The organism is Bacillus sp. FJAT-29814 (assembly GCF_001510715.1).
GTDB lineage: Bacteria > Bacillota > Bacilli > Bacillales > Cytobacillaceae > Neobacillus.
Genome location: NZ_LMTJ01000001.1, coordinates 573,524 through 593,472, shown reverse-complemented (window position 1 = coordinate 593,472; position 19,949 = coordinate 573,524). Strand labels below are relative to the sequence as shown.

The window sequence follows — 19,949 nt, the reverse complement described above, 5'->3', positions numbered from 1 at the left end:
TACCAAAATCGACAAAAAACTTATGCATTAGAAGACCTCGAAAATGAGAACTTCACAGAAGATTCATATATTTACAAAAGACACTTCGTAACTGGCAAAAAACCATTTTATTAAAGAAAAACAAGGGCCTCTGTGCGAAGCCCTTGTTGCAATATGATTATTTATTCGCGCCTTGTTCCACTTTCAGGTTTTGTTTATCCCACATTCTAAAGAATGGGTAATAGATTGCAAAAGCCACAAGCAGATTGATGACCTGCATCAATGCTCCCCTAAAGTTACCGCCAGTAGCCAAATACCCTCCGATAATCGGCGGTGTCGTCCACGGAACGGCAATACCGGCAGTCTTTGGAGCAAAGCCAGTACTCATGCCAATATAAGTGGTAATCACCAATGCCAGAGGAGTCAATACAAATGGAATGATGAGCAGTGGGTTCATGACGATTGGTGCGCCAAAGGTAATCGGCTCATTAATATTAAATATCCCCGGGCCTATAGCCAACCGGCCCAATTGTTTGGATTGCTGGCTCTTCGCCATAAACAACATCATAAACGCGAAGGAAATTGTTGCGCCTGAACCGCCTAAATAAATAAAGATGTCAAAGAATTGCTGGGTAACAACATTGGGAAGTTCTTGGCCAGCCTGCAGTGCCAGCCGGTTTGCATCGGTTTGCGCCAGCCAAATCGGCCCCATTACACCTCCGACAATACTTGCACCGTGAAGCCCTGTTGACCACAGCAATTGAACTAAGAATACGGCAATTAATGCGCCAATCAATGAACCACCCAAGGCGCTTAGCGGCTCCTGTAATAGTTTCCCGACTACATTATGCAGACTTTCAAAAGAGGTGTTCTCTATCAATAAACGAAGGATCCAAACGATGAATATAACAACAAAGGCAGGAAATAACGCAACGAATGATTTGCTGACACTTGGAGGAACGCCATCAGGCATCTTTATAATGATATTTTTTTGAATAATATATCGATAAATTTCGGTGGATAAAACGGCAATAATCATTGCGACAAACAGACCTTTACTACCTAGGTAGGCCATGGAAATAACGCCGCCAACCTGAACTGCTTCCGTTGCACCTTCAGGAGTAAACATTGTGAAATAAGGTGTTGCTAAAATGAAGGCAGCAACGGAGATCGCCCCGGCATTGAGGGCATCTACCTTGTATTGTTCGGCCAAGCGATAAGCAATGCCGAACCCGGCAATTAATGCCATGATATCAAAGGAAGCGCTTACGGGATAAAGGAGTTTGGTCATCCATGCATCACCAAAGGTTTTGGCCATAAATTCCGGATAGCCATCAATAGGTATAAAGCCTAAAATTAAGAAAATAGAACCGATGATGATGAGTGGCATGGTTAAAATAATTCCATCCCTTAACGCCTGCAAGTGACGCTGACCGGCAATCTTTCCAGCAATCGGCATTACCTTCTCTTCCAGCATTTGGTTAAATTTGCTCATTTTCATTCACCCCAATGTGAATTTTCGAATCTATTAAATTCTGGCAAATTAGACAACCTCAGCAGTAAAGTATAACAATATGTCTCCACAAGCCATTCTCAAAAGGCTACTTTTCCCGACAATTCCTATAATTGACTTCGAAATCCCTCCTTAGCCCCCCTTTCTTTTGTCCTCCTTTCCTTAGTATATATTCAATATTTGGCATCTTAGTACAATCGTCAGAAATTTAACTTTAGGCCTTTGTTACTACATAAAAAAGCAGCCTATGAACGAGGCGGCTTTCTCAGGAATGGGAGAAATAATATGAAAAATGTAACGAGCGTTATCATTTCCAATGGAACAATATAATATGGCCATGGACCGAGATAATCCAACATAGAAGGGTTCACTGGTTTTTCCGAAATATACATATAATTTCCTTCTACAAAGTAGTTCAATAAAAACACAAATCCGGTGTAAAGATTGAGGTATAAAAATGCTCTCCACAAACTTTTTATCGTCGGCTTGTAATGCTCTACAAAAACCATATAAAGATTCGCAACAACAATCCCGCCATGAGATATAAAAAAGTGGACATAGCGAAAATGCGGAAAAGTATAGGCGCTTATATCAGGAGTAATCATTGCCTGCAGTGCACTTCCTACTCCGGCAAAATAGGTAAATTCAAAAAGTCGATAGCTCTTTGTTAATAGCAATACAGCAGATAGAATAATTGAAATGCTGCTTAAATGAAACGGCAGTGAGTACTGAAAGGTCCATGCTCCAATATGCCACAGCCAAATGTGCAGGCTTATTTCTGAAATAATAAGGATAAACGCCAGGGTGAATCTGGTTATTTGATTCATCTTCTGTCTTTTTAATGATGTTCGAAAAACGAAAATTAAAAACAACACTAAAAGTAATACGGTTAATGTTAGTAAATGCGTAACCGAAAATAGAATAAACGAATCCGTGCCGTCTGCTTGAAAATATTTGTTCATACTTCACCATGAGTTTTTTACTCATTATTCGTGTCCTATATTAAAATTATTCTTTGACTACTATTGGATATTAAACAATCTGATTCTTTAGTTTCCCGATTCCGGTAATCTCCATTTCTACTGTATCACCCGGCTCCAGCCAACGGTGTACTTCCTGGCCAAGCTCCAACAGGCACCCCGTACCAACCGTGCCTGAACCAATGATGTCCCCAGGATAAAGTGTAACACCCGCAGAAGCTCTTTCGATCATTTGCCCAAAGCTGTAATATATATCCCTTGCATTGCCTTGGGACAGCAATGCCCCGTTTACCTTTGCGGTCATCGTCAAATGAAGACGGTGGCCCTCACGATACTTTTCCATTTCATCTTTGGTTACAATTACAGGGCCGATAGAAGTCGCAAAGTCCTTGCCTTTTGCCGGCCCCAAGCCGATTTTCATCTCTTTCTGCTGAAAATCACGAGCGGACCAATCGTTGAAAATCGTATAGCCGAAAATATAGTCCTCTGCTTCCTCAGCTTTAATGTTCTTGCCCTCTTTGCCAATAATGCATGCCAGCTCCAGCTCATAATCGAGGGCCACGCATCCCGCAGGCCGCTCGACTTTTTCTTCATTCCCCGATAACACCAAATGGTTGGAAAAATAAAACGCCGGAATCTCATACCATTCTTCCGGGACTTTCCTGCCAGTCCGTTTACGGGCATTCAATACATGCAGCTCAAATGCCATGAAATCCCGAACACTCGGCGGGTTCGGAAGCGGTGCAGTTAACGTTACCTCGCTTAACAAATACGTCGGTTCGGCTTCACTGGCTAATTTCTGCGCAATGGGCAGGCAGCTGGAGTGATATTTGATAAAATCTAGCATATTATCAGGTAGTTCTCCCTTACCGACAAACTCCATGTCATAAACATGCCCGCCATTCAGCCACCCGGCTTTTTTATTCCCGTTATGATCAATAAATGTAATCAATTTCATTATAGTCATCCCCTTCTAGGCTAACAGTAAACTCATTAAAAACAATCTTAGCAAAAGAAACTGGAAAAGTTTGTCGAATAAAGAAATTTCATATAAATCCTGTGCTTACATGAATTGAAAAAAATATGTTATTATTATAGTAGGAAAAATAATTTTTTCTCTTTTTTTTTAGAAAGGGTGTTTTAAATGGGGAGTCCGGTTGAAACCATTTATATTTTGGAAAATCCTGAGAAGGATATTATCAAGTTTGCCACAGCCACTCAGCTTCGCTATGACGATACCATCAAAGAAGTTTTTGGGGTTGCTTGTGTGAATGATTTGCCGATGATGATTCAGTTTAATAAGAGTTTTCAAGAAAGTCTCTGCAGGAAAAATGGGATTATTGAAAAAAATATTACTCTCCACCATATTTTCCGGATTGCTACAAAAGATGAGCTGCTATTACTAAGGGAACAGCTACAATCTGATCATGCAGATTCAATCCCATGTCCTTTTGATACTGTGATCCAGCTGCAAGATGGGATTTTTCAATGGGATGACAGTATTTCCTCATATGTTCATGTTAAAAACTGAGCAAAATGTTATACAAAAAAAGCCGGGAATATAGAATTCCAGGCTTTTTCACACTTTTAGTCATGAAATTGCGTTCCATCTTCTACTGCTTTAACAATACCCACGCGAATGACAAAATCGCCGAAGTGCTCACCGGCCTCACGTTCTTTTGCATAACGGCCAAGCAGCATGCTAAGCTCACTCAAAATCTCCGCTTCTCCGATATTTTCACGATACATTTTATTCAAACGGCTGCCGTCGAACGCCGCACCCAAATACAAATTATATCTTCCGACAGCTTTTCCGATCAAAGCAATTTCAGCAAGTGCCGGACGGGCACAGCCATTTGGACAGCCGGTCATGCGGATGGTAATCTCCTCGTCACGAAGTCCATGTTCATCTACAATTTCCTCAATTTTATCAATTAACCCTGGCAGATACCGTTCACTTTCGGCAAATGCCAATCCACAAGTCGGAAGAGCGACACAAGCCATGGAATTGCGACGAATGGCGGAATGATGCTTCCCATCAGTTAGACTGTATTGGTCCATCAACTCGTTCATCTTTTTCTTCTTCTGGCCCGATACATTGGCAATAACCAAATTTTGGTTTGGTGTTAATCGAAAATCACCTGTATGAATCTTCGCAATTTCCCTTAAACCCGTCTTCAATTGATAGCCATCGAAGTCTTTTACTCGGCCATTCTCGACAAACAGGGTAAAATGCCATTTGCCTCCAATCCCTTTCACCCAACCATAACGGTCGCCGTTGTGGTCGAAATGGTAAGGCTTTGCTTCGGCGAGGCCCCAGCCAAGGCGGTTTTCCAGCTCTGCTTTCACGGCATGGAGTCCAATTCGGTCCACTGTGTATTTAAACCGGGCATTTTTACGAACAGAACGATTGCCGTAATCCCGCTGGATTGAAATCGTCTTCTCTGCCACTTCGACCATTTGGTCAGGTGTACAGAAACCAATTATCTTTGCCACCTGCGGGTAGGTCGCTTTTTCGCCATGGGTGCTGCCCATTCCTCCACCAATGGCAACGTTAAATCCGATAAGCTTGCCGTCTTCAACAATGGCGATAAACCCAAGATCTTGTGAAAACACGTCAATATCATTGGATGGCGGGACCGCGATGCCAATTTTAAACTTCCGCGGCAAATAGGTTGGCCCGTATAATGGCTCGACTTCTTCCACCTCCGGCGTCCCGGCCACTTTTTCTTCATCCAACCAAATTTCATGATACGCCCGAGTGCGCGGAAGCAAATAATCACTTAATAGCTTCGCCCATTCATAAACCTCGCCATGAATTTCGGATTGATCAGGGTTCGGGTTGCACATCACGTTCCGGTTGACATCACCGCATGCCGCGAGCGTGGTCAATAACGTATGATGAACCTCCTGAATGGTTTCCTTCATGTTCCATTTTAAAATGCCATGGAACTGGAATGACTGCCGAGTCGTTAATTTAATCGTACCGTTTGCATTTTTATCGGCAAGCCTATCCAGAACAAGCCATTGTTCCGGCGTTACCAAACCGCCCGGAGCCCGGACACGGAGCATAAACTGATAGGCCGGCTCCAGCTTTTGCTTTTGCCGCTCATTGCGAAGGTCGCGGTCATCCTGCAAATAGCTGCCGTGGTGCTTCATCAGGCGGTTATCATCATCAGGAATCCCTGCACTTAGCCGGTCCTCCATGACTTCCTTCAGCGTACCGCGCAAATAGTCACTGTTTACTTTTATATCTTCTACATCGCTGGGCGGTCCGCCCGGCGATGTTAACACATGCTTCACCATGTTGATCGATCTCCCTTCCAATCCAACTTAATAAACATCGCGCTGGTACCGTTTTTGCTGCTGCATTTTGGCCAGGTATTCCTCAGCCTGGCTGCGGGTTAAACTGCCTTCTTTTTCAATAATCTCAAGCAGGGCTTGGTGGACATCATGGGCCATATGCTTCTCATCACCACAGATGTATAAGTATGCACCCTCCTCCAGCCATTGGAAAAGTTCTTGGCTATGCTGGCGCATCCGGTGCTGCACATAAACCTTTTCCTGCTGGTCCCGTGAAAATGCTACCTCCATTTTCGTAAGCACACCCTGCTTCAGCCATTTTTGCCATTCCACCTGATAAAGGAAATCGGTCACGAAATGCTGGTCACCAAAGAACATCCACGATTTGCCTGATGCACCTGTTTCCTCTCGTTCCTGCATAAACGAGCGGAACGGTGCAACGCCTGTACCTGGTCCAACCATAATGATTGGAGCATCCTGGTTTTCCGGCAATTTAAAGTTTTCATTGTGCTGGATAAAGACAGGAAGTGTGTCTCCCGCCTCGAGGCGCTCTGCGGCCAAAATCGAACACACGCCTTTTCGTTCGCGTCCGTGGGCATCATACCGCACCGCGCCAATCGTCAAATGCACTTCATCCGGATTAGCCGCCAAACTGCTGGCAATCGAATAAAGACGCGGCGGGATTTTTCTTAGCACAGAGACAAATTCCTGCGCATTTTGTCCCCATGGACCAAAATCGGTAACTAAATCAAGTAAATCTCTGCCCTCGATATAAGCTTTTAAGTCAACCGCATTACTCGCCAATTCCTTAAGTTCAACATTAGTGGACAATTGGGCGATTTTTTCTAAAAGCGGTTTTGATAAAACGGTAATTTCATAGTATGAGAGGAGCGCCTCTTTAAGTGGACGAACATCATCTTGTTTCACTGTTACAGGCTCTTCCCCGCTCCAAGTCAATTTTACCAATAACGCTTCAACCAGCGTCGAATCATTTTCTGGATAAATACCGAGGCTGTCCCCCGGCTGGAATACCAGGCCAGAACCCTCAAGCGATAATTCAATATGAAGGGTTTCTTTGTTTGAACCGCGCCCGTTTAGATTTATATTTTCAAGTACTTCGGCATGGAACGGATTGCTTCTGGAATAAACAGACTCTTCTGCCTGCACACTGAGAGCAGGGATGGCTGCACCAGTTCCGCCCTGTACCTCACTTAAGCCACCAAGGACACCATGCAGCCATTCTGCTGCCGGCTCGTCGAAATCCACATCGCAGTCAAACCGGGGATACAGTCTAGTCCCGCCAAGCTCTTCAAGTCGCTTATCGAAATCTTTCCCGGTCTGGCAGAAAAATTCGTACGAGCTGTCTCCGAGAGCCAGTACGGAAAATTGAACACCCTCAAGCTTTGGGGCCCGTTTGCTGTGTAGAAACTCATGAAAGGTCTTCGCACCGTCTGGTGGTTCTCCTTCACCATGGGTGCTGACAATAATAAGCAGATTTTGCACTTTTTTAAGATTATTCGGCTTGAAATCACTCATAGAGGAGACAGTAACTTGAAAGCCGCTGCCTTCAAGTGCTGCAGCTGTTTTTTTTGCAAGACCCTTTGAGTTACCGGTTTGTGACCCATAAAGAACCGTTACTTTCTTTGTCGCTTGCTGGGCATTTGAGCTTGTTACAGTCCCTGCTAAGGGAGCTTGTGCCAATGAATTTAGCGACGCTGCCAAATAGCCGCTTAACCAGACCTTTTGCGGCTCCGTTAATGTTGAAAGAAGACGATTAAGGAGTTCTGCCTGCTCCTCTGTAAACGGACTGTTCAATACCTGAAGTTGCAAAAATATCACCCCATTGTGTATATACACGATTCTTGTTCCTGATTCATATTTTTATAAAAAAATTGATTGCTATAATTATAAGGATAATTTCACTATTCCTATAAGTCAAGTGGGAATTAAACAAAAGATTCTGCCCATTCTTGTCGGTCAAACCGTTTATGAAAGATGAGCAATTTCTGGTGGCTTCTGTTGCATTGTCTTTCATCCAAATTGTGCAGGAATTCAACGTATGCATGATGAATAAGTAAAGAACTAGTCGTAGATGACAAGATGGATTGAAAGGATGATGACTGTGATAGATGGGAATCAATTAAAAATGATTCGGGTTCCAATCCCTACCCCCACCTTGCTGCCGCATTTTACAACAAACGGGTACATAATTGGCAACGAAAACGAGAGTATTTTGGTGGATGCCGGCTATGATCAGCCTGAGACACGAACAGAATTGGACGAAGCCTTAAAGAATAATGGCATAGCGGTCCCGCATGCAATAATCCTTACCCATTCCCATCCGGACCATGCTCCCGGCGTCCGGCAATTAATGGACTGGAACCCGGTTATCTATTGCCATCAAAACGAAAAGCAGGCCACATTGTCTGCTATTTCACCCGTTGACGAAGTATCTTTTTTAAACGATGGGGATGTGATGCATGTTGGCGGTGAAGAAATTCAAGTTATACATGCTCCGGGCCATACAGCCGGTCAATTAAACCTCTACATTCCTTCTATGGAAATTCTAGTGGCAGGAGATAATATCGTCGCGGAGGGAACTTCGTGGATTGGTCCCCCTGATGGAGATATGTCTGACTACCTTTCTACCTTGAATCGTTTAAAAGAATTGAAGATGAAGAAAATCGGCCCGGGACATGGCGGTTGGATTGAAAAACCCTATGAACATATTGAATTTGTAATTCAGCGGAGATTATTGCGTGAAAATCAAATCGTTTCGCTTATAAAACAACATCAGAAGTTAACGTCAGTCGATTTGACCAACATGATTTATCAGGAGCTTCCGCACCCAAGCGTTTATGAGGTGGCAAGAAGGACCACTGAAGCCCACCTAATCAAATTAATCAAGGAAGGTTCTGTTACTAAGCAGGATTCTATTTATCTCTTAAAAAAATAAAGAAATTGCCCGGGAGTACGTTTCCGGGCAATTTTTTAAAATACTGGCTTGTAGTCAGAAAGATTGAACTCTGGCATCATTAAAGGCTGTCCTTGTAAATAATTGATAATGGTCTTCAGTGTATGGATCGTCGGCGGTGCCAATGAAAACTTACCAGTTTCACCTGCTGCCAAGGCATCTTCCGGTGAAATCCACAATGAATCACTGATTTCATAGACATCTGATTTAGGGGATTGGCCTTCCGGCAGTTTAGCCAGAAAAAACCTTGTATCAAAGCGAATGGGACTCATTTTTGGGGTAATAATTTGTCCGATATAGGCTAATTTTTCGAAGTCAAAGTGGAGCCCTTCCTTTTTTAACATATGTAAAAAAGAAATTTCCCCATTAGTGAGCAGACGTCGGTACTCCATTACCTTTGCCTCATCTAATAGGACACTGGAACCGTCGGCATGTTGGCAAAGCAGTATGCCAACTTCCTCAAATAATTCTCTTGCAGCTGCGATGTAAAAGGCTTGCGAACATGCCTGATTCGGCTCCCCTGAAAAAACCTCACAATCTACCATCATTTCGTCACCCCGCTCAACCGCACCGCCGGGAAACACATAAAATCCGCCCATAAATTTCATTGAATCCGGTCGTTTTGTCATGTAAACCCTGTACTCCGGATCCATTAGCATGACGGTTGCTGCCGGTCTTGGAATAGCTGACATTGAAGTACCACCTTTTTTTAAAAATAATCATCCCATTTATAATATATTCAACCCTTAGCAATCTTTTCCCTTTAAATTCTCCGGGATTTCCCAAGACGATTTTTAGCGCATCAAAAAAGCACCTTGTTTCCAAAGTGCTTTCCCTTGTCAAATAGTTGGTGCATCCATTCCCATTTGACTCCAATCCTCTCTTGTAGGTCCGTAAATCCCCGGAACCCTTAACCCTGCCTGTCGCATGAGCACAGATATTTGTCCGCGATGATGAATGATATGCTTGTTCAGCATCAACAGCATGACCCCTCCCGGCATATCCATCCCAAATACATTTTTCATTTCTGATAATGAGGCATTTGTCCACTGCTCTTTCACGGCATCAATTGTATCAGCGCTTACTTTTCGGAACGTATCCGCAATTTCCTTTGCCGAACTTGGCACTGAATCGGCATTGCTCACCGAATCTACCTTAATGCCAAACTCATTCAGCATTTCTGGCGTACTGGTTACTATATGCCAGGCAATTCTCCCGAGTGAGCGGTCATCAGGGGAAATCATCTGCTGCAAGGAGCTGTCTGTCAACGCGTCGAAAACCTTTTGTGTCGTTTCCGCTTCGTGATGCCAATCCCCAATAAACGCTTCAATTGAAGTATACATATTGTCATGCCTCCATAAATTTGGTTTCACACACCCTAAATATTATTGCCAATTTTTATTAAAAAATGCTTGGATTATGGACAACCCAAGCATTTCGATCTCCCTTATTTCGGATGCAAAATATCATCAATAATCCCATACTCTTTGGCTTCTTCTGCACTCATAAAGAAATCGCGGTCGGTATCCTTTGCCACTTTTTCAAGCGACTGTCCTGTCCGCTGGGAAATGATTTGATTGGTGTGCTCTCGAAGCTTTAAGATCCTGCGCGCCGAGATTTCGATTTCGGTGGCCTGCCCTCTCGCTCCGCCGAGCGGTTGATGGATCATGATTTCACTGTTTGGCAAGGCGAACCGTTTGCCTTTCGTTCCGGCGAGGAGCAGCATGGCGCCAAACGAGGCAGCCATTCCTGTACATATCGTCCTTACATCCGGTTGAATGTATTGCATCGTATCAAAAATCGCAAAGCCGGCCGACGTCGACCCGCCGGGACTGTTGATATATAAGGAAATTTCCTTCTCCGGATTTTCTGCCGCCAAAAACAGTAGTTGGGCCACAACACTGTTTGCCAAGTGGTCGTTAATTTCATCACCGATGATGATGATTCTGTCCTTTAATAGCCGCGAATAAATATCGTAAGAGCGCTCACCCCGATTCGTTTGTTCAATGACATATGGGATTGTGTTCATTTATTCATTCCTCCTTATCAGCAAATAGGCTAGGCAGCCATACAGAGAGTGCTAGAAGGAGAGAACATTTGTACTTTTTGTTTGTTTTCTGCAATAACTTGCGGCATTACCGCTGGGAACGTTTTAATAAGGATTGTCGGATCCTGATTTTTAAGCGCCTCGTAAAATAACTCGGAATATCGGTCTCGTTCCTCATCCGTCCAAAAAGAATCAACCGAAAAGGAATCGTCCTCCTGTTTTTCAAGCCGCTTTTTGGCTCGATGCAAATTCGCTTTAACGGCCATTTCTGTTGTTTCCAGCATTTCTGATATTTCATTGATTTGATATTGGAATGCTTCTTTTAACAAAAACATAACGGCCTGCTTTGGTGTAAACTGTTTCAGCATAAGGTCGACCGTATTTTTAATCTCATCAAGGGGATGACGCAGACTTTCGGAAGGCACTTTTTCGAAAATGGTTTCCTTTTTTCGTTTCCTCAGCAAATCAATCCAATGGTGATAGGCTATTTTATTTAACAAGGCTGGGGTTAGCTTTTGTTGCTCATGCCCATACCGTAACGCTTTTAAATATGTTTCCTGGGCGATGTCATCTCCATCCCACTCATTTTGGGCCAGGAAGTGACAATAACGTTGAAGTTTTGGATAATGCTCTGCCCAGAATGAATCCTTTGGATGTGGCGTATCTTCCAAAATTCTAGGATGATGGTTTTGTGCCATACATTTCAACTCCTTTTGCACTCTCTACCCTTTTAACGTATCAGGCGGGATGAAAAGTTACGGGTTCGCAAAAAAATTATCTTGTTTTAATCATATTCAATAATTAGAATAAAAACCAAATAAAAACGCCTCATAAAGAGACGTTTTTTGGGATTAACTATGACATTTGATTGTTTTCATTAATCATGTCCTTCACATCTTGGGCTATTTTATCAAAAGTTTGATTAACTCGATTCATAATGGCGTCATTGTCTGTTTGTTGATTATTTGTATTAGTCATTTGCTGATTTTCCTTTTCCATTTTTTCACCTCCGTTTTTTTAGAATGTGTAAAATGGAAAAATTTATGATTTTGGTTTTTTTCAATAGGAAGATAGAAAACAGACAGGACACTCCACCCAAAAAGGCGAAGCCAGTCGTAACAGTGGCCTTTGTCGCAATAATGCCAAACCCAATTCCTATTATGAAGGTGATGGCCCGTTCAATTAGGGATTGAATCGATTCAAGTGTTGCCCTTATTTCCGAACTGCCGCGATGATGCAGATATCCAGATACCACTGGGTCCACTACACCGCTTGCTAAAAAAATTACGAGCATCGCGATAATCCCAATGTATCCTGGAAACAAAGCAGTCGTAAAAAATCCAGCGGCACTTACGCCAAGCACCGAAAGGATGATTGTTTTGGCGCAAAAATGGGTAATAAGGTAAGCAGCTATTAAGTTTCCAGGTATCCTTACAAGTGAAATGGCCGCTGAAAACACCCCAAAGAACAAAATTGAAAAACCGATATCATCCAAATAAAGCTGCCAGAATTCATCCAAGTAACTAACACATGCGCCGATTGCCATGGAATTTGTGATGATCACAACTAATTTCGGATTGGTTTTAAAAAACTTGACCGAGGAAATAAAATAAACCGCAAAACTTTTCTCTAGCCCCTGGTCCTCCATTTGGTGTGGTTTTCTTGGCGGTTCAGCCAGAAAAACCGTAAATGCCAGTGCTATAAACATGCTGGCAGCGGATAGCATATAATTGAATTCAAGTCCGAAAGTTTTTGCCAATACACTGCCGGACAAAGCAGCCAGTAGCGAGCCAATAAAATCAAACGAATTGAGTATTCCTACAATTTTTTCAAAGGAATGCTCCTTCTTCAACACCATTAGTGAATCATAAAGAAGTGCATTCGATGCTCCACTCGTACAAGCGCCGGCGATGCCTGCAAGAAAAACCACGAAGGCAAACGTCCAAAAGTTAAAGGCAAACAGCAGAATGATGAATTCCAGCATTGATAGCACCGCACCAATGACGAGCAGGGCTTTTCTGCCAAATTTATCAGCGAGAATCCCTGTGGGAATTTCACAAAGAACAATCGTTACGGCGTAAATGATCTCACAAAGAACGACCATGAACACCGTCATCCCCCGCTCCTGCCAAAACAGCCGTTCAATTACGTAGGCGGGAATCAAGTTATGAAAAAATGCAATAAAATATAGTCTCGTGATATTTCTTGAATTAGTCATACTCCATCCCTCTTCTATTTGTAATTTTGCATTACAAAAGAAAAGGCGGCGGACGAATCCTAAATTAACAAGGAGGCCGAGGGTAATTCATAATCATCAACTCCGAATCGTTTTCCTTAATTATACTGTACCGATTTGGAAAAATTCTACATTTTCGCTACCAACCACAGGTACCCCATAGGCATATTGCTTATATATTTTTTCAGGATTGGTTATAATTCTGATAGAAATTGGAGGTGTATCTATGTTTCGATTCCTGATGCTAATTGCATCATTATTTTTACTGACTTACTCTTTACCTTCCATTGAAAAACAACTAAACGGTTCAGAATATGGGCAGACGATTGAACAAATCGGCACCCAAATTAATGAGTTAAAAGACAATCCCGAAGCTACGGCTGCTATTAATACAATATTTGATCATGTTCAGAAGTTATTGCAGCAGTTGAACCTCCAATTAGACCAGGTTCCAAAAGAGTCAGAGCAACAAGAGCATGAAAAGTTGGAATTGAAGGCGCCAGCACAGCAATTATTTTCGATTCATAATGTGGAGCTCGGCAGCCCTAGAGATGAGATTGAACATAATCTGGGGCAGGCAAACCGGGTTTCCGTTAATGAGTACGGAACCAACTGGTATGCTTATCATAACAATTATCAAGACTTTTTTATGATTATGTATGACGGAAAAAACATGGCGGCTGGATTATATACCAATCAGGATTTGATTTCGTCTAGCAATGGCATTAAAATGGGCAGCTCGAAAGCGGATGTTCGGGGCAAGTTAGGCGAACCGCTTTCAGGAATTCAAAAAGGCTTGACCATTTATCAATTTCAAAAAGATGCGGATTATGATGTTTTTAATATTGATCATTCTTATGTCACAGTTTTTTACGACAAACATGAGAATAATACCGTTACGGCCATGCAGCTAATTAGCAAGGAACTTGAGGATAAAAAGAATGGTTTTTACACCGAGGCGAGCCAGGAATTGAAGGAAGGCTTTGAATATCAAATGTTTGATTTAACTAATGCCGCCCGGGTGATGCATCATCTACCGGTGTTGACATGGGATGATCATGTCAGGACAACGGCGCGCAAGCATAGTGCGGATATGGCTGAGAATCAATACTTTGACCATACAAATCTGCAGGGCGAATCCCCTTTTGATCGGATGAAAGAGGACAATATTGTTTTCCATTTGGCCGGTGAAAATTTGGCTTACGGCCAGTTCAGTAGCATCTTTGCCCATGAAGGCTTGATGAATTCCCTTGGCCACCGGGAAAATATTTTGAAACAGGGTTATAAGTATTTGGGGGTCGGCGTCGCCTTTAATAGTGAATCGCACCCTTATTATACGCAAAATTATTATGCAAAATAGCACTGCGTTTTTAGAAAAATATGCCGATTCCTTCCACTATGAATTAGGATTTTCAAATAGGTTAAATTATATACGAGCAATTTATTAATTGCTCAAAAAAATCGTCGGGAGTGATGTATCATGGCTAGAAACAAACTATTGGTTCCTGGTGCAGGCAATGTTCTGGATCAAATGAAGGAAGAAATCGCCAACGAGTTTGGAGTGCAGCTAGGTGCTGATACGACCGCACGAGCAAACGGTTCAGTCGGCGGCGAAATGACGAAGCGTCTCGTTGCCTATGCTGAACAGTCATTACGAAATCAACAAGGTCAGTAACTTGTGATTTCATGGCAAGAGGGTCAAGCTCCTGTGATGGGAGCCTGGCCCTCTTTTCCATTATATTTTGGCCTTTTCACGGCACGCATGAATTGCTTTACGAAATAATTGGTTTAAATCCCCGGCTTCGAGTACCTCTAAACCGGCTGCTGTAGAGCCTCCAGGTGTGGCAACTTCATCGATTAATTCCCGTGTACCTATGTTTGTTTTGAGCATTTGGGCAGACCCCGCAATCATTTGAGCAACAAGCTTTCTTGCCTGTTCTTTCGTTATACCGGTTTCCACCGCCATTTGTTCCAATGCTTCTGCCACAAGATACATAAACGCCGGGGCACTTCCAGTAATGGCTGTCAGCTCGTGAATTTGTTGCTCGGTTACCTTTTCGAACTCCCCAATGCCCTTTAACAATGCCTCAATTAATTGTATGTGCTCTTTCGTTACATGTTGGCCTGGTGCGTATAATGTCATTGATTCGCCTTGTTTTGCTGCCGTGTTTGGCATTAGCGATGCAACTGGTGTTCCTTCCGGAAGCATCTCCTCCATATAGGAAGGTCCAATTCCTGCAGCCACGGTCAGGATCAACTGTCCGTCAACCAAGCCGCGTAGCTCCTCAAATAAGGTCCCATGGGCGTCAGGGGGCATCGCCAACACAATGATATCCATTTTTGCGGCCATTTCAACCCAGGACCCGGACGTTTCTACCCCATATTTCTCTCGAACATACTCGAGGCGCTCTTCGTTTCCGTTGTTAGCAACATGTATGGAGAAATCATCATTCCCGTTCAGTCCGGCAATAATCGCCTGGGCCATCCGCCCGGCGCCAATAAATAACACTTCTTTTCTTGCTGTCGTCACTACCTTCACCTACTTTAAAAACTTCATTCCATTATTCCATTAAAAATAAGCAAAAAGCAAATAATTGCAACAGATTCCATTTACTAAAGGTTCTGATTTGTTTATGATTAACTTCGGGTGTTTATGCCTGTTTACATACAGTGCGGGCCAAAAAATACCGGATGAAATGGAGCCGATATTGCGATGATTTTACTAATTGACAACTTTGACTCGTTTACTTTCAATTTAGTTCAATATGTCCGGACTTTGGGAGAAGATGTTACCGTTCTAAGAAATGATCAGGTAACACTTGGCACCATTGACTGCATGAAGCCGGATCACATTTTAATTTCACCCGGACCTGGCAACCCTGATTCAGCCGGTATTTGCCTGGAAGTTGTACAGCATTATTTTCAGGAAATTCCCATACTGGGTGTTTGTCTCGGGCATCAAATTATCGCCCAGGCATTCGGAGGTTTGGTAAAAAAAGCGCGACAGCCAATGCACGGGAAAATCTCAACAATATCCCATGACCAAAAAGGAGTCTTCGAGGGGATCCACACCCCACTCCAAGTGACTAGATATCATTCTTTAATCGTGGATGAGGCTTCCCTCCCCTCTTGCCTGGAAATCAGCGCCACAACAGCAGATGGCGAAATCATGGCACTGCGCCATAAACATTTTAAGGTCGAGGGAGTTCAGTTTCATCCTGAATCAATCCTGTCAGAACAAGGTTTGAGGATGTTGGAAAATTTTTTTGTAAAGGAAAAAAACTATGCACTCACGTAATGTCCCCTTATTGAGTTTTGAGTTTGCAGATTCGACTGGTAAAGTCCAACCGTTTACCTTTCAAAGTCCAATTGAAGTGATCGAGGCAAACAAGATAGACGAGGTTCTTCCATGCTTTCAATTGGTGCAGGATGCTGTTGACAACGGCTATTATGCCGCCGGGTTTTTGTCGTACGAAAGCGCACCCGCATTTGATTCCGCCTATAAAGTAAAAGCAGGAGGCAAAATGCCTCTTCTTTGGTTTGGGATTTTTCAGGAACCAATACACCAGGCATTCGGCAGCAAGGATTCCATGTATACACTCACCGAATGGAAGCCATCCGTTACCATGGACGAGTACAAACAAGCGATTACAGGGATTAAACATGCCATTGAACGTGGCGATACCTATCAAACGAATTATACCATTCGCCTAAACTCTAGCTTTCAAGGTGATGAGCTTGCATTTTTTGAAAAATTAATAGCTGCTCAAGCCTCCAATTATTGTGCCTATATAAACACGGGAGACTACAGTATTTTATCCGCCTCCCCCGAATTGTTTTTCCATCTAAAGGATGACACGATTACGACAAGGCCGATGAAAGGTACCGTGAAACGAGGAAAAACACTGGCTGAGGACGAAGCAATCGCTGACTGGCTTTACCATTCTGAGAAAAATAGGGCCGAGAACCTAATGATAGTAGATTTGCTTCGCAATGATTTAGGAATGATTGCCGAACCAGGGACAGTTTCCGTCCCTAAACTATTTGAAATTGAGCATTATCCAACCGTGCATCAAATGACCTCGACGATTACCGCTCAAGTTTCATCTGACATTAAATTGGTTGATATATTTCGGGCTTTGTTTCCTTGCGGGTCGATTACGGGTGCGCCTAAGATTAGCACGATGAACATCATCTCAGAATTGGAAAGCGCGCCTCGTGAAGTGTATTGTGGGGCAATTGGCTATATTACTCCGGACAAGGAAGCTATTTTCAATGTGCCTATCAGAACTGTTTTAATAGATCAAGCATCTGGTCAAGCTACCTATGGAGTTGGCGGTGGAATCACCTGGGATTCAACGACCGAAGGTGAATATGCGGAAATTTTGGCAAAAGCACGACTGCTCGAAGAAAATCGGGTGGAATTTCAATTGCTGGAAAGCTTGCTATGGGATAACGGTAGCTACTTCTTGCTGAAGGAACATCTAAACCGATTAAATAGTTCAGCCAAATACTTTGGTTTCTCGTTAGTTATGGATGATGTTCACCAAGCGTTAAATAATTTTTCAGCTACTTTAGTAAAGGGTCAATATAAGGTCCGTCTTTTGTTAAGTAAGAACGGAGAAATTATTGTAGAAGGGTCCCCTATTACCAAGCAGGAGTCAGCTGTGAAAGCAGTTTTGGCCGATAAACCAGTGGATAAAGAGAATCTATTTCTTTACCACAAAACGACGAACCGGGATATCTACACCCAATTTCAAAGGAAAAAGCCAGCGGATGCTTTCGACGTTCTCCTTTGGAATCAAGACGGAGAATTGACTGAGTTTACGAATGGGAATCTTGTTGTGGAAATGGAAGGACAATTATGGACACCGCCAATTTCGACCGGTTTGCTGGCAGGTACGTATCGCGATTGGTTGCTTAATTCTGGAGAAATTCGGGAGAAAACACTAACATTAGAAGATCTGGAAAAAGCTACGAAGATTTGGTTTATCAATAGTGTGCGGAAGTGGTTGGAAGTTCAATTTTAATGATGAAGGACAATTTTTTGTTTTGTGTGGTGGATTTTGTTCTTCATAGGCTTGATGAAGGACATTTTCACGCTTTTCTGAGCAGATTTTGTCCTTCATAGGCTCGATGAAGAACAATTTCGTGATGTCCTCTTCTCGTTTTTTCCTTCATCGACCTTACATAAAAGACATTCTTAAAACCACATCTCAAAGTTATGTCTTATAGAACGCATCTATTAGACATTTTCACCATGCTTCCTCACCATTTTGTCTATTAGAAGCTGTCTATTAGACAATTTACCCCAACCTCCCATCCCTTTCGTCTATAAGAAGCCTTCTATTAACCACTTTACTCCGCTTCTCCACCATCTTGTCTTTTAGACCGTCTACCATCACGCACTCAAATTCCCATTAGGTAAAATTAGCCAATTTTAATAATCCTGTAGTATCCTATAAAGGTGGGAAGATTCTAAATAACGAAATCTGAATCTTCCTAAAATAAAAAACAGGGGGTCAACAATGCTTAGTCGATCATTAATTGAAGACGTATTGACGGCAGCTTTATCGACGGGTGGGGATTTCTCCGAAATTTTCGTTGAGGATCGTTTCACCAATAACATCACCCTAAAAAGCGGTAATATCGAAACCGCTCTCTCGGGCCGTGATTTTGGTATCGGCATCCGGGTTTTTAAAGGGATGGAGAGCGTCTACGCCTATACCACCGACTTTTCGAAAGACGGGCTTTTAAAAACTGCCAGGAATGCGGCACAGGCTATTAAAGGTACCGCCATTATCCAGCCTGCACCACTCGTTCATGAATCGTATCCAACGCACCACCCCATCCGATTTATGCCACAAGAAATTGAGAAAGCCAGAAAGATTGCTGTTATGAAAAAAGCATCTGAAACGGCAAAAGGCTATCACTCCAGTATTTCACAAGTTACAGTCCGGTTAATGGACGAAGAACAAAATGTGCTCATTGCCAATTCGGAAGGAAAATTCGTCGAAGACAAACGAGTCCGCTCCAGAATGGCGATCCAAGCTGTGGCCGTAAGAGATAGTAAAATGGAAACAGGTTTTTATGGACCTGGAGCTCACCAAGGCTACGAATTTTTCGAAACCTTAAACCTTGACCATTATGCCAATGAAGCGGCTAGAATGGCCGTGACGATGCTTGATGCCAGTCCGTGCCCAAGCGGAAAATTTCCGGTCATTATCGATAACGAGTTCGGCGGCGTTATTTTTCACGAAGCTTGCGGACACGGCTTAGAAGCTACTTCAGTTGCCAAAAACACCTCCGTTTTTGCCAATCGTCTAGGCGAAAGAGTCGCACCCGAAATTGTTACATATATCGATGACGGGACCATCCTGAATGAATGGGGCTCGATCAATATTGACGATGAAGGTGAAAAGGCCAGGAAAAACGTTTTGATTGAAAATGGAATTCTTAAGGGCTATTTAATTGATAAATTTAACTCTCGCAAAATGGGCATGGCTTCGACAGGTTCCGGGAGACGGGAATCGTTCCGATTTGCCCCGACGTCAAGAATGACCAATACGTATATCGCACCGGGCAAATCAACACCGGAAGAAATTATCGCTAATACCGAACAGGGAATTTATGCGAAATATATGGGCGGCGGTCAGGTAGACCCGGCTACAGGTGACTATAACTTTGCCATCATGGAAGCCTATGAAGTGAAAAACGGCAAGATCGGCAAGCCGTTAAAAGGTGCCACGTTAATCGGCAATGGGCCAAAAACACTCCAGTTGGTCGATATGGTCGGAAACAATTTGGGCCATGGCGCCGGCATGTGCGGCGCCCTTAGCGGCAGCATTCCGGTGAATGTGGGACAGCCGATGATTCGTGTCAGTGAAATCACCGTTGGCGGAACCAAGGGGGAATAA

Annotated in this window: 19 protein-coding genes; 7 read left to right on the top strand and 12 right to left on the bottom strand. The window is 43.1% G+C overall.

All coding sequences use genetic code 11. The features are described 5' to 3' along the window. Positions 1-157 precede the first annotated feature (157 nt). From celB to AR334_RS02810, 3 genes are all read right to left on the bottom strand, one after another. Positions 158-1,474, bottom strand: coding sequence for a PTS cellobiose transporter subunit IIC (celB, locus tag AR334_RS02820; protein WP_066304656.1), 1,317 nt, complete (start codon positions 1,472-1,474; stop codon positions 158-160). Positions 1,475-1,737: 263 nt separating this feature from the next. Beyond that, on the bottom strand, positions 1,738-2,454 hold the full coding sequence (locus AR334_RS02815) for a TIGR02206 family membrane protein (RefSeq protein ID WP_066304652.1): 717 nt from the start codon (positions 2,452-2,454) through the stop codon (positions 1,738-1,740). 70 nt (positions 2,455-2,524) lie between these two features. After that, a complete protein-coding gene (locus AR334_RS02810; RefSeq protein ID WP_066304650.1) occupies positions 2,525-3,430 on the bottom strand; it encodes a fumarylacetoacetate hydrolase family protein in 906 nt (301 codons plus the stop codon). A gap of 186 nt (positions 3,431-3,616) precedes the next feature. Between AR334_RS02810 and AR334_RS02805 the strand changes: the two genes are divergently transcribed. Beyond that, a complete protein-coding gene (locus AR334_RS02805) occupies positions 3,617-4,003 on the top strand; it encodes a hypothetical protein (RefSeq protein WP_066304648.1) in 387 nt (128 codons plus the stop codon). Positions 4,004-4,059: 56 nt separating this feature from the next. On the opposite strand, the gene cysI is transcribed toward AR334_RS02805, so the two are convergent. Together cysI and AR334_RS02795 are read right to left on the bottom strand one after the other, a co-directional pair. After that, entirely contained in the window at positions 4,060-5,778 is a 1,719-nt protein-coding gene (gene cysI / locus AR334_RS02800) for an assimilatory sulfite reductase (NADPH) hemoprotein subunit (RefSeq protein WP_066304642.1), read from the bottom strand. A 27-nt stretch (positions 5,779-5,805) separates the two neighbouring features. Next, positions 5,806-7,605 (bottom strand): assimilatory sulfite reductase (NADPH) flavoprotein subunit, encoded by a 1,800-nt coding sequence (locus tag AR334_RS02795; RefSeq protein ID WP_066304641.1) that lies wholly within the window; start codon positions 7,603-7,605, stop codon positions 5,806-5,808. A 283-nt stretch (positions 7,606-7,888) separates the two neighbouring features. On the opposite strand from AR334_RS02795, the gene AR334_RS02790 reads away from it, so the two are divergent. Beyond that, the gene (locus AR334_RS02790; RefSeq protein ID WP_066304640.1) at positions 7,889-8,731 is read left to right on the top strand and encodes an MBL fold metallo-hydrolase; all 843 of its coding nucleotides are present in this window, start codon (positions 7,889-7,891) and stop codon (positions 8,729-8,731) included. A gap of 35 nt (positions 8,732-8,766) precedes the next feature. On the opposite strand, the gene AR334_RS02785 is transcribed toward AR334_RS02790, so the two are convergent. From AR334_RS02785 to AR334_RS28650, 6 genes are all read right to left on the bottom strand, one after another. Further along, positions 8,767-9,441, bottom strand: coding sequence for an NUDIX hydrolase (locus AR334_RS02785; RefSeq protein WP_066304635.1), 675 nt, complete (start codon positions 9,439-9,441; stop codon positions 8,767-8,769). A gap of 147 nt (positions 9,442-9,588) precedes the next feature. Beyond that, positions 9,589-10,092 carry a DinB family protein gene (locus AR334_RS02780; protein ID WP_066304633.1) on the bottom strand — a complete coding sequence of 168 codons (504 nt, stop codon included), beginning with the start codon at positions 10,090-10,092 and terminating at the stop codon, positions 9,589-9,591. Between the two features lie 104 nt (positions 10,093-10,196). Next, positions 10,197-10,778, bottom strand: coding sequence for an ATP-dependent Clp endopeptidase proteolytic subunit ClpP (gene clpP / locus AR334_RS02775; protein WP_066304630.1), 582 nt, complete (start codon positions 10,776-10,778; stop codon positions 10,197-10,199). 29 nt (positions 10,779-10,807) lie between these two features. Beyond that, on the bottom strand, positions 10,808-11,494 hold the full coding sequence (locus AR334_RS02770; protein WP_066304629.1) for a sigma-70 family RNA polymerase sigma factor: 687 nt from the start codon (positions 11,492-11,494) through the stop codon (positions 10,808-10,810). Between the two features lie 157 nt (positions 11,495-11,651). Next, the gene (locus tag AR334_RS29330; protein ID WP_156431156.1) at positions 11,652-11,795 is read right to left on the bottom strand and encodes a hypothetical protein; all 144 of its coding nucleotides are present in this window, start codon (positions 11,793-11,795) and stop codon (positions 11,652-11,654) included. Between the two features lie 4 nt (positions 11,796-11,799). After that, entirely contained in the window at positions 11,800-13,014 is a 1,215-nt protein-coding gene (locus AR334_RS28650; protein WP_082692755.1) for an MFS transporter, read from the bottom strand. A gap of 244 nt (positions 13,015-13,258) precedes the next feature. On the opposite strand from AR334_RS28650, the gene AR334_RS02760 reads away from it, so the two are divergent. Both AR334_RS02760 and AR334_RS02755 read left to right on the top strand, forming a co-directional pair. After that, a complete protein-coding gene (locus AR334_RS02760) occupies positions 13,259-14,392 on the top strand; it encodes a CAP domain-containing protein (protein WP_172799139.1) in 1,134 nt (377 codons plus the stop codon). Between the two features lie 120 nt (positions 14,393-14,512). Further along, a complete protein-coding gene (locus tag AR334_RS02755) occupies positions 14,513-14,707 on the top strand; it encodes an alpha/beta-type small acid-soluble spore protein (protein ID WP_026576247.1) in 195 nt (64 codons plus the stop codon). 60 nt (positions 14,708-14,767) lie between these two features. On the opposite strand, the gene proC is transcribed toward AR334_RS02755, so the two are convergent. After that, entirely contained in the window at positions 14,768-15,562 is a 795-nt protein-coding gene (gene proC / locus AR334_RS02750) for a pyrroline-5-carboxylate reductase (protein ID WP_066304627.1), read from the bottom strand. A gap of 183 nt (positions 15,563-15,745) precedes the next feature. Between proC and AR334_RS02745 the strand changes: the two genes are divergently transcribed. The 3 genes from AR334_RS02745 to AR334_RS02735 all read left to right on the top strand — a co-directional run bounded on the left by AR334_RS02745 (position 15,746) and on the right by AR334_RS02735 (position 19,949). Further along, the gene (locus tag AR334_RS02745; RefSeq protein WP_066304623.1) at positions 15,746-16,330 is read left to right on the top strand and encodes an aminodeoxychorismate/anthranilate synthase component II; all 585 of its coding nucleotides are present in this window, start codon (positions 15,746-15,748) and stop codon (positions 16,328-16,330) included. Further along, entirely contained in the window at positions 16,317-18,062 is a 1,746-nt protein-coding gene (gene pabB, locus AR334_RS02740) for an aminodeoxychorismate synthase component I (protein WP_066304622.1), read from the top strand. Before AR334_RS02745 ends, pabB begins: the two co-directional genes overlap by 14 nt. Positions 18,063-18,560: 498 nt before the next feature. Next, positions 18,561-19,949, top strand: a complete 1,389-nt coding sequence (locus tag AR334_RS02735) for a TldD/PmbA family protein (protein WP_066304620.1) — start codon at positions 18,561-18,563, stop codon at positions 19,947-19,949.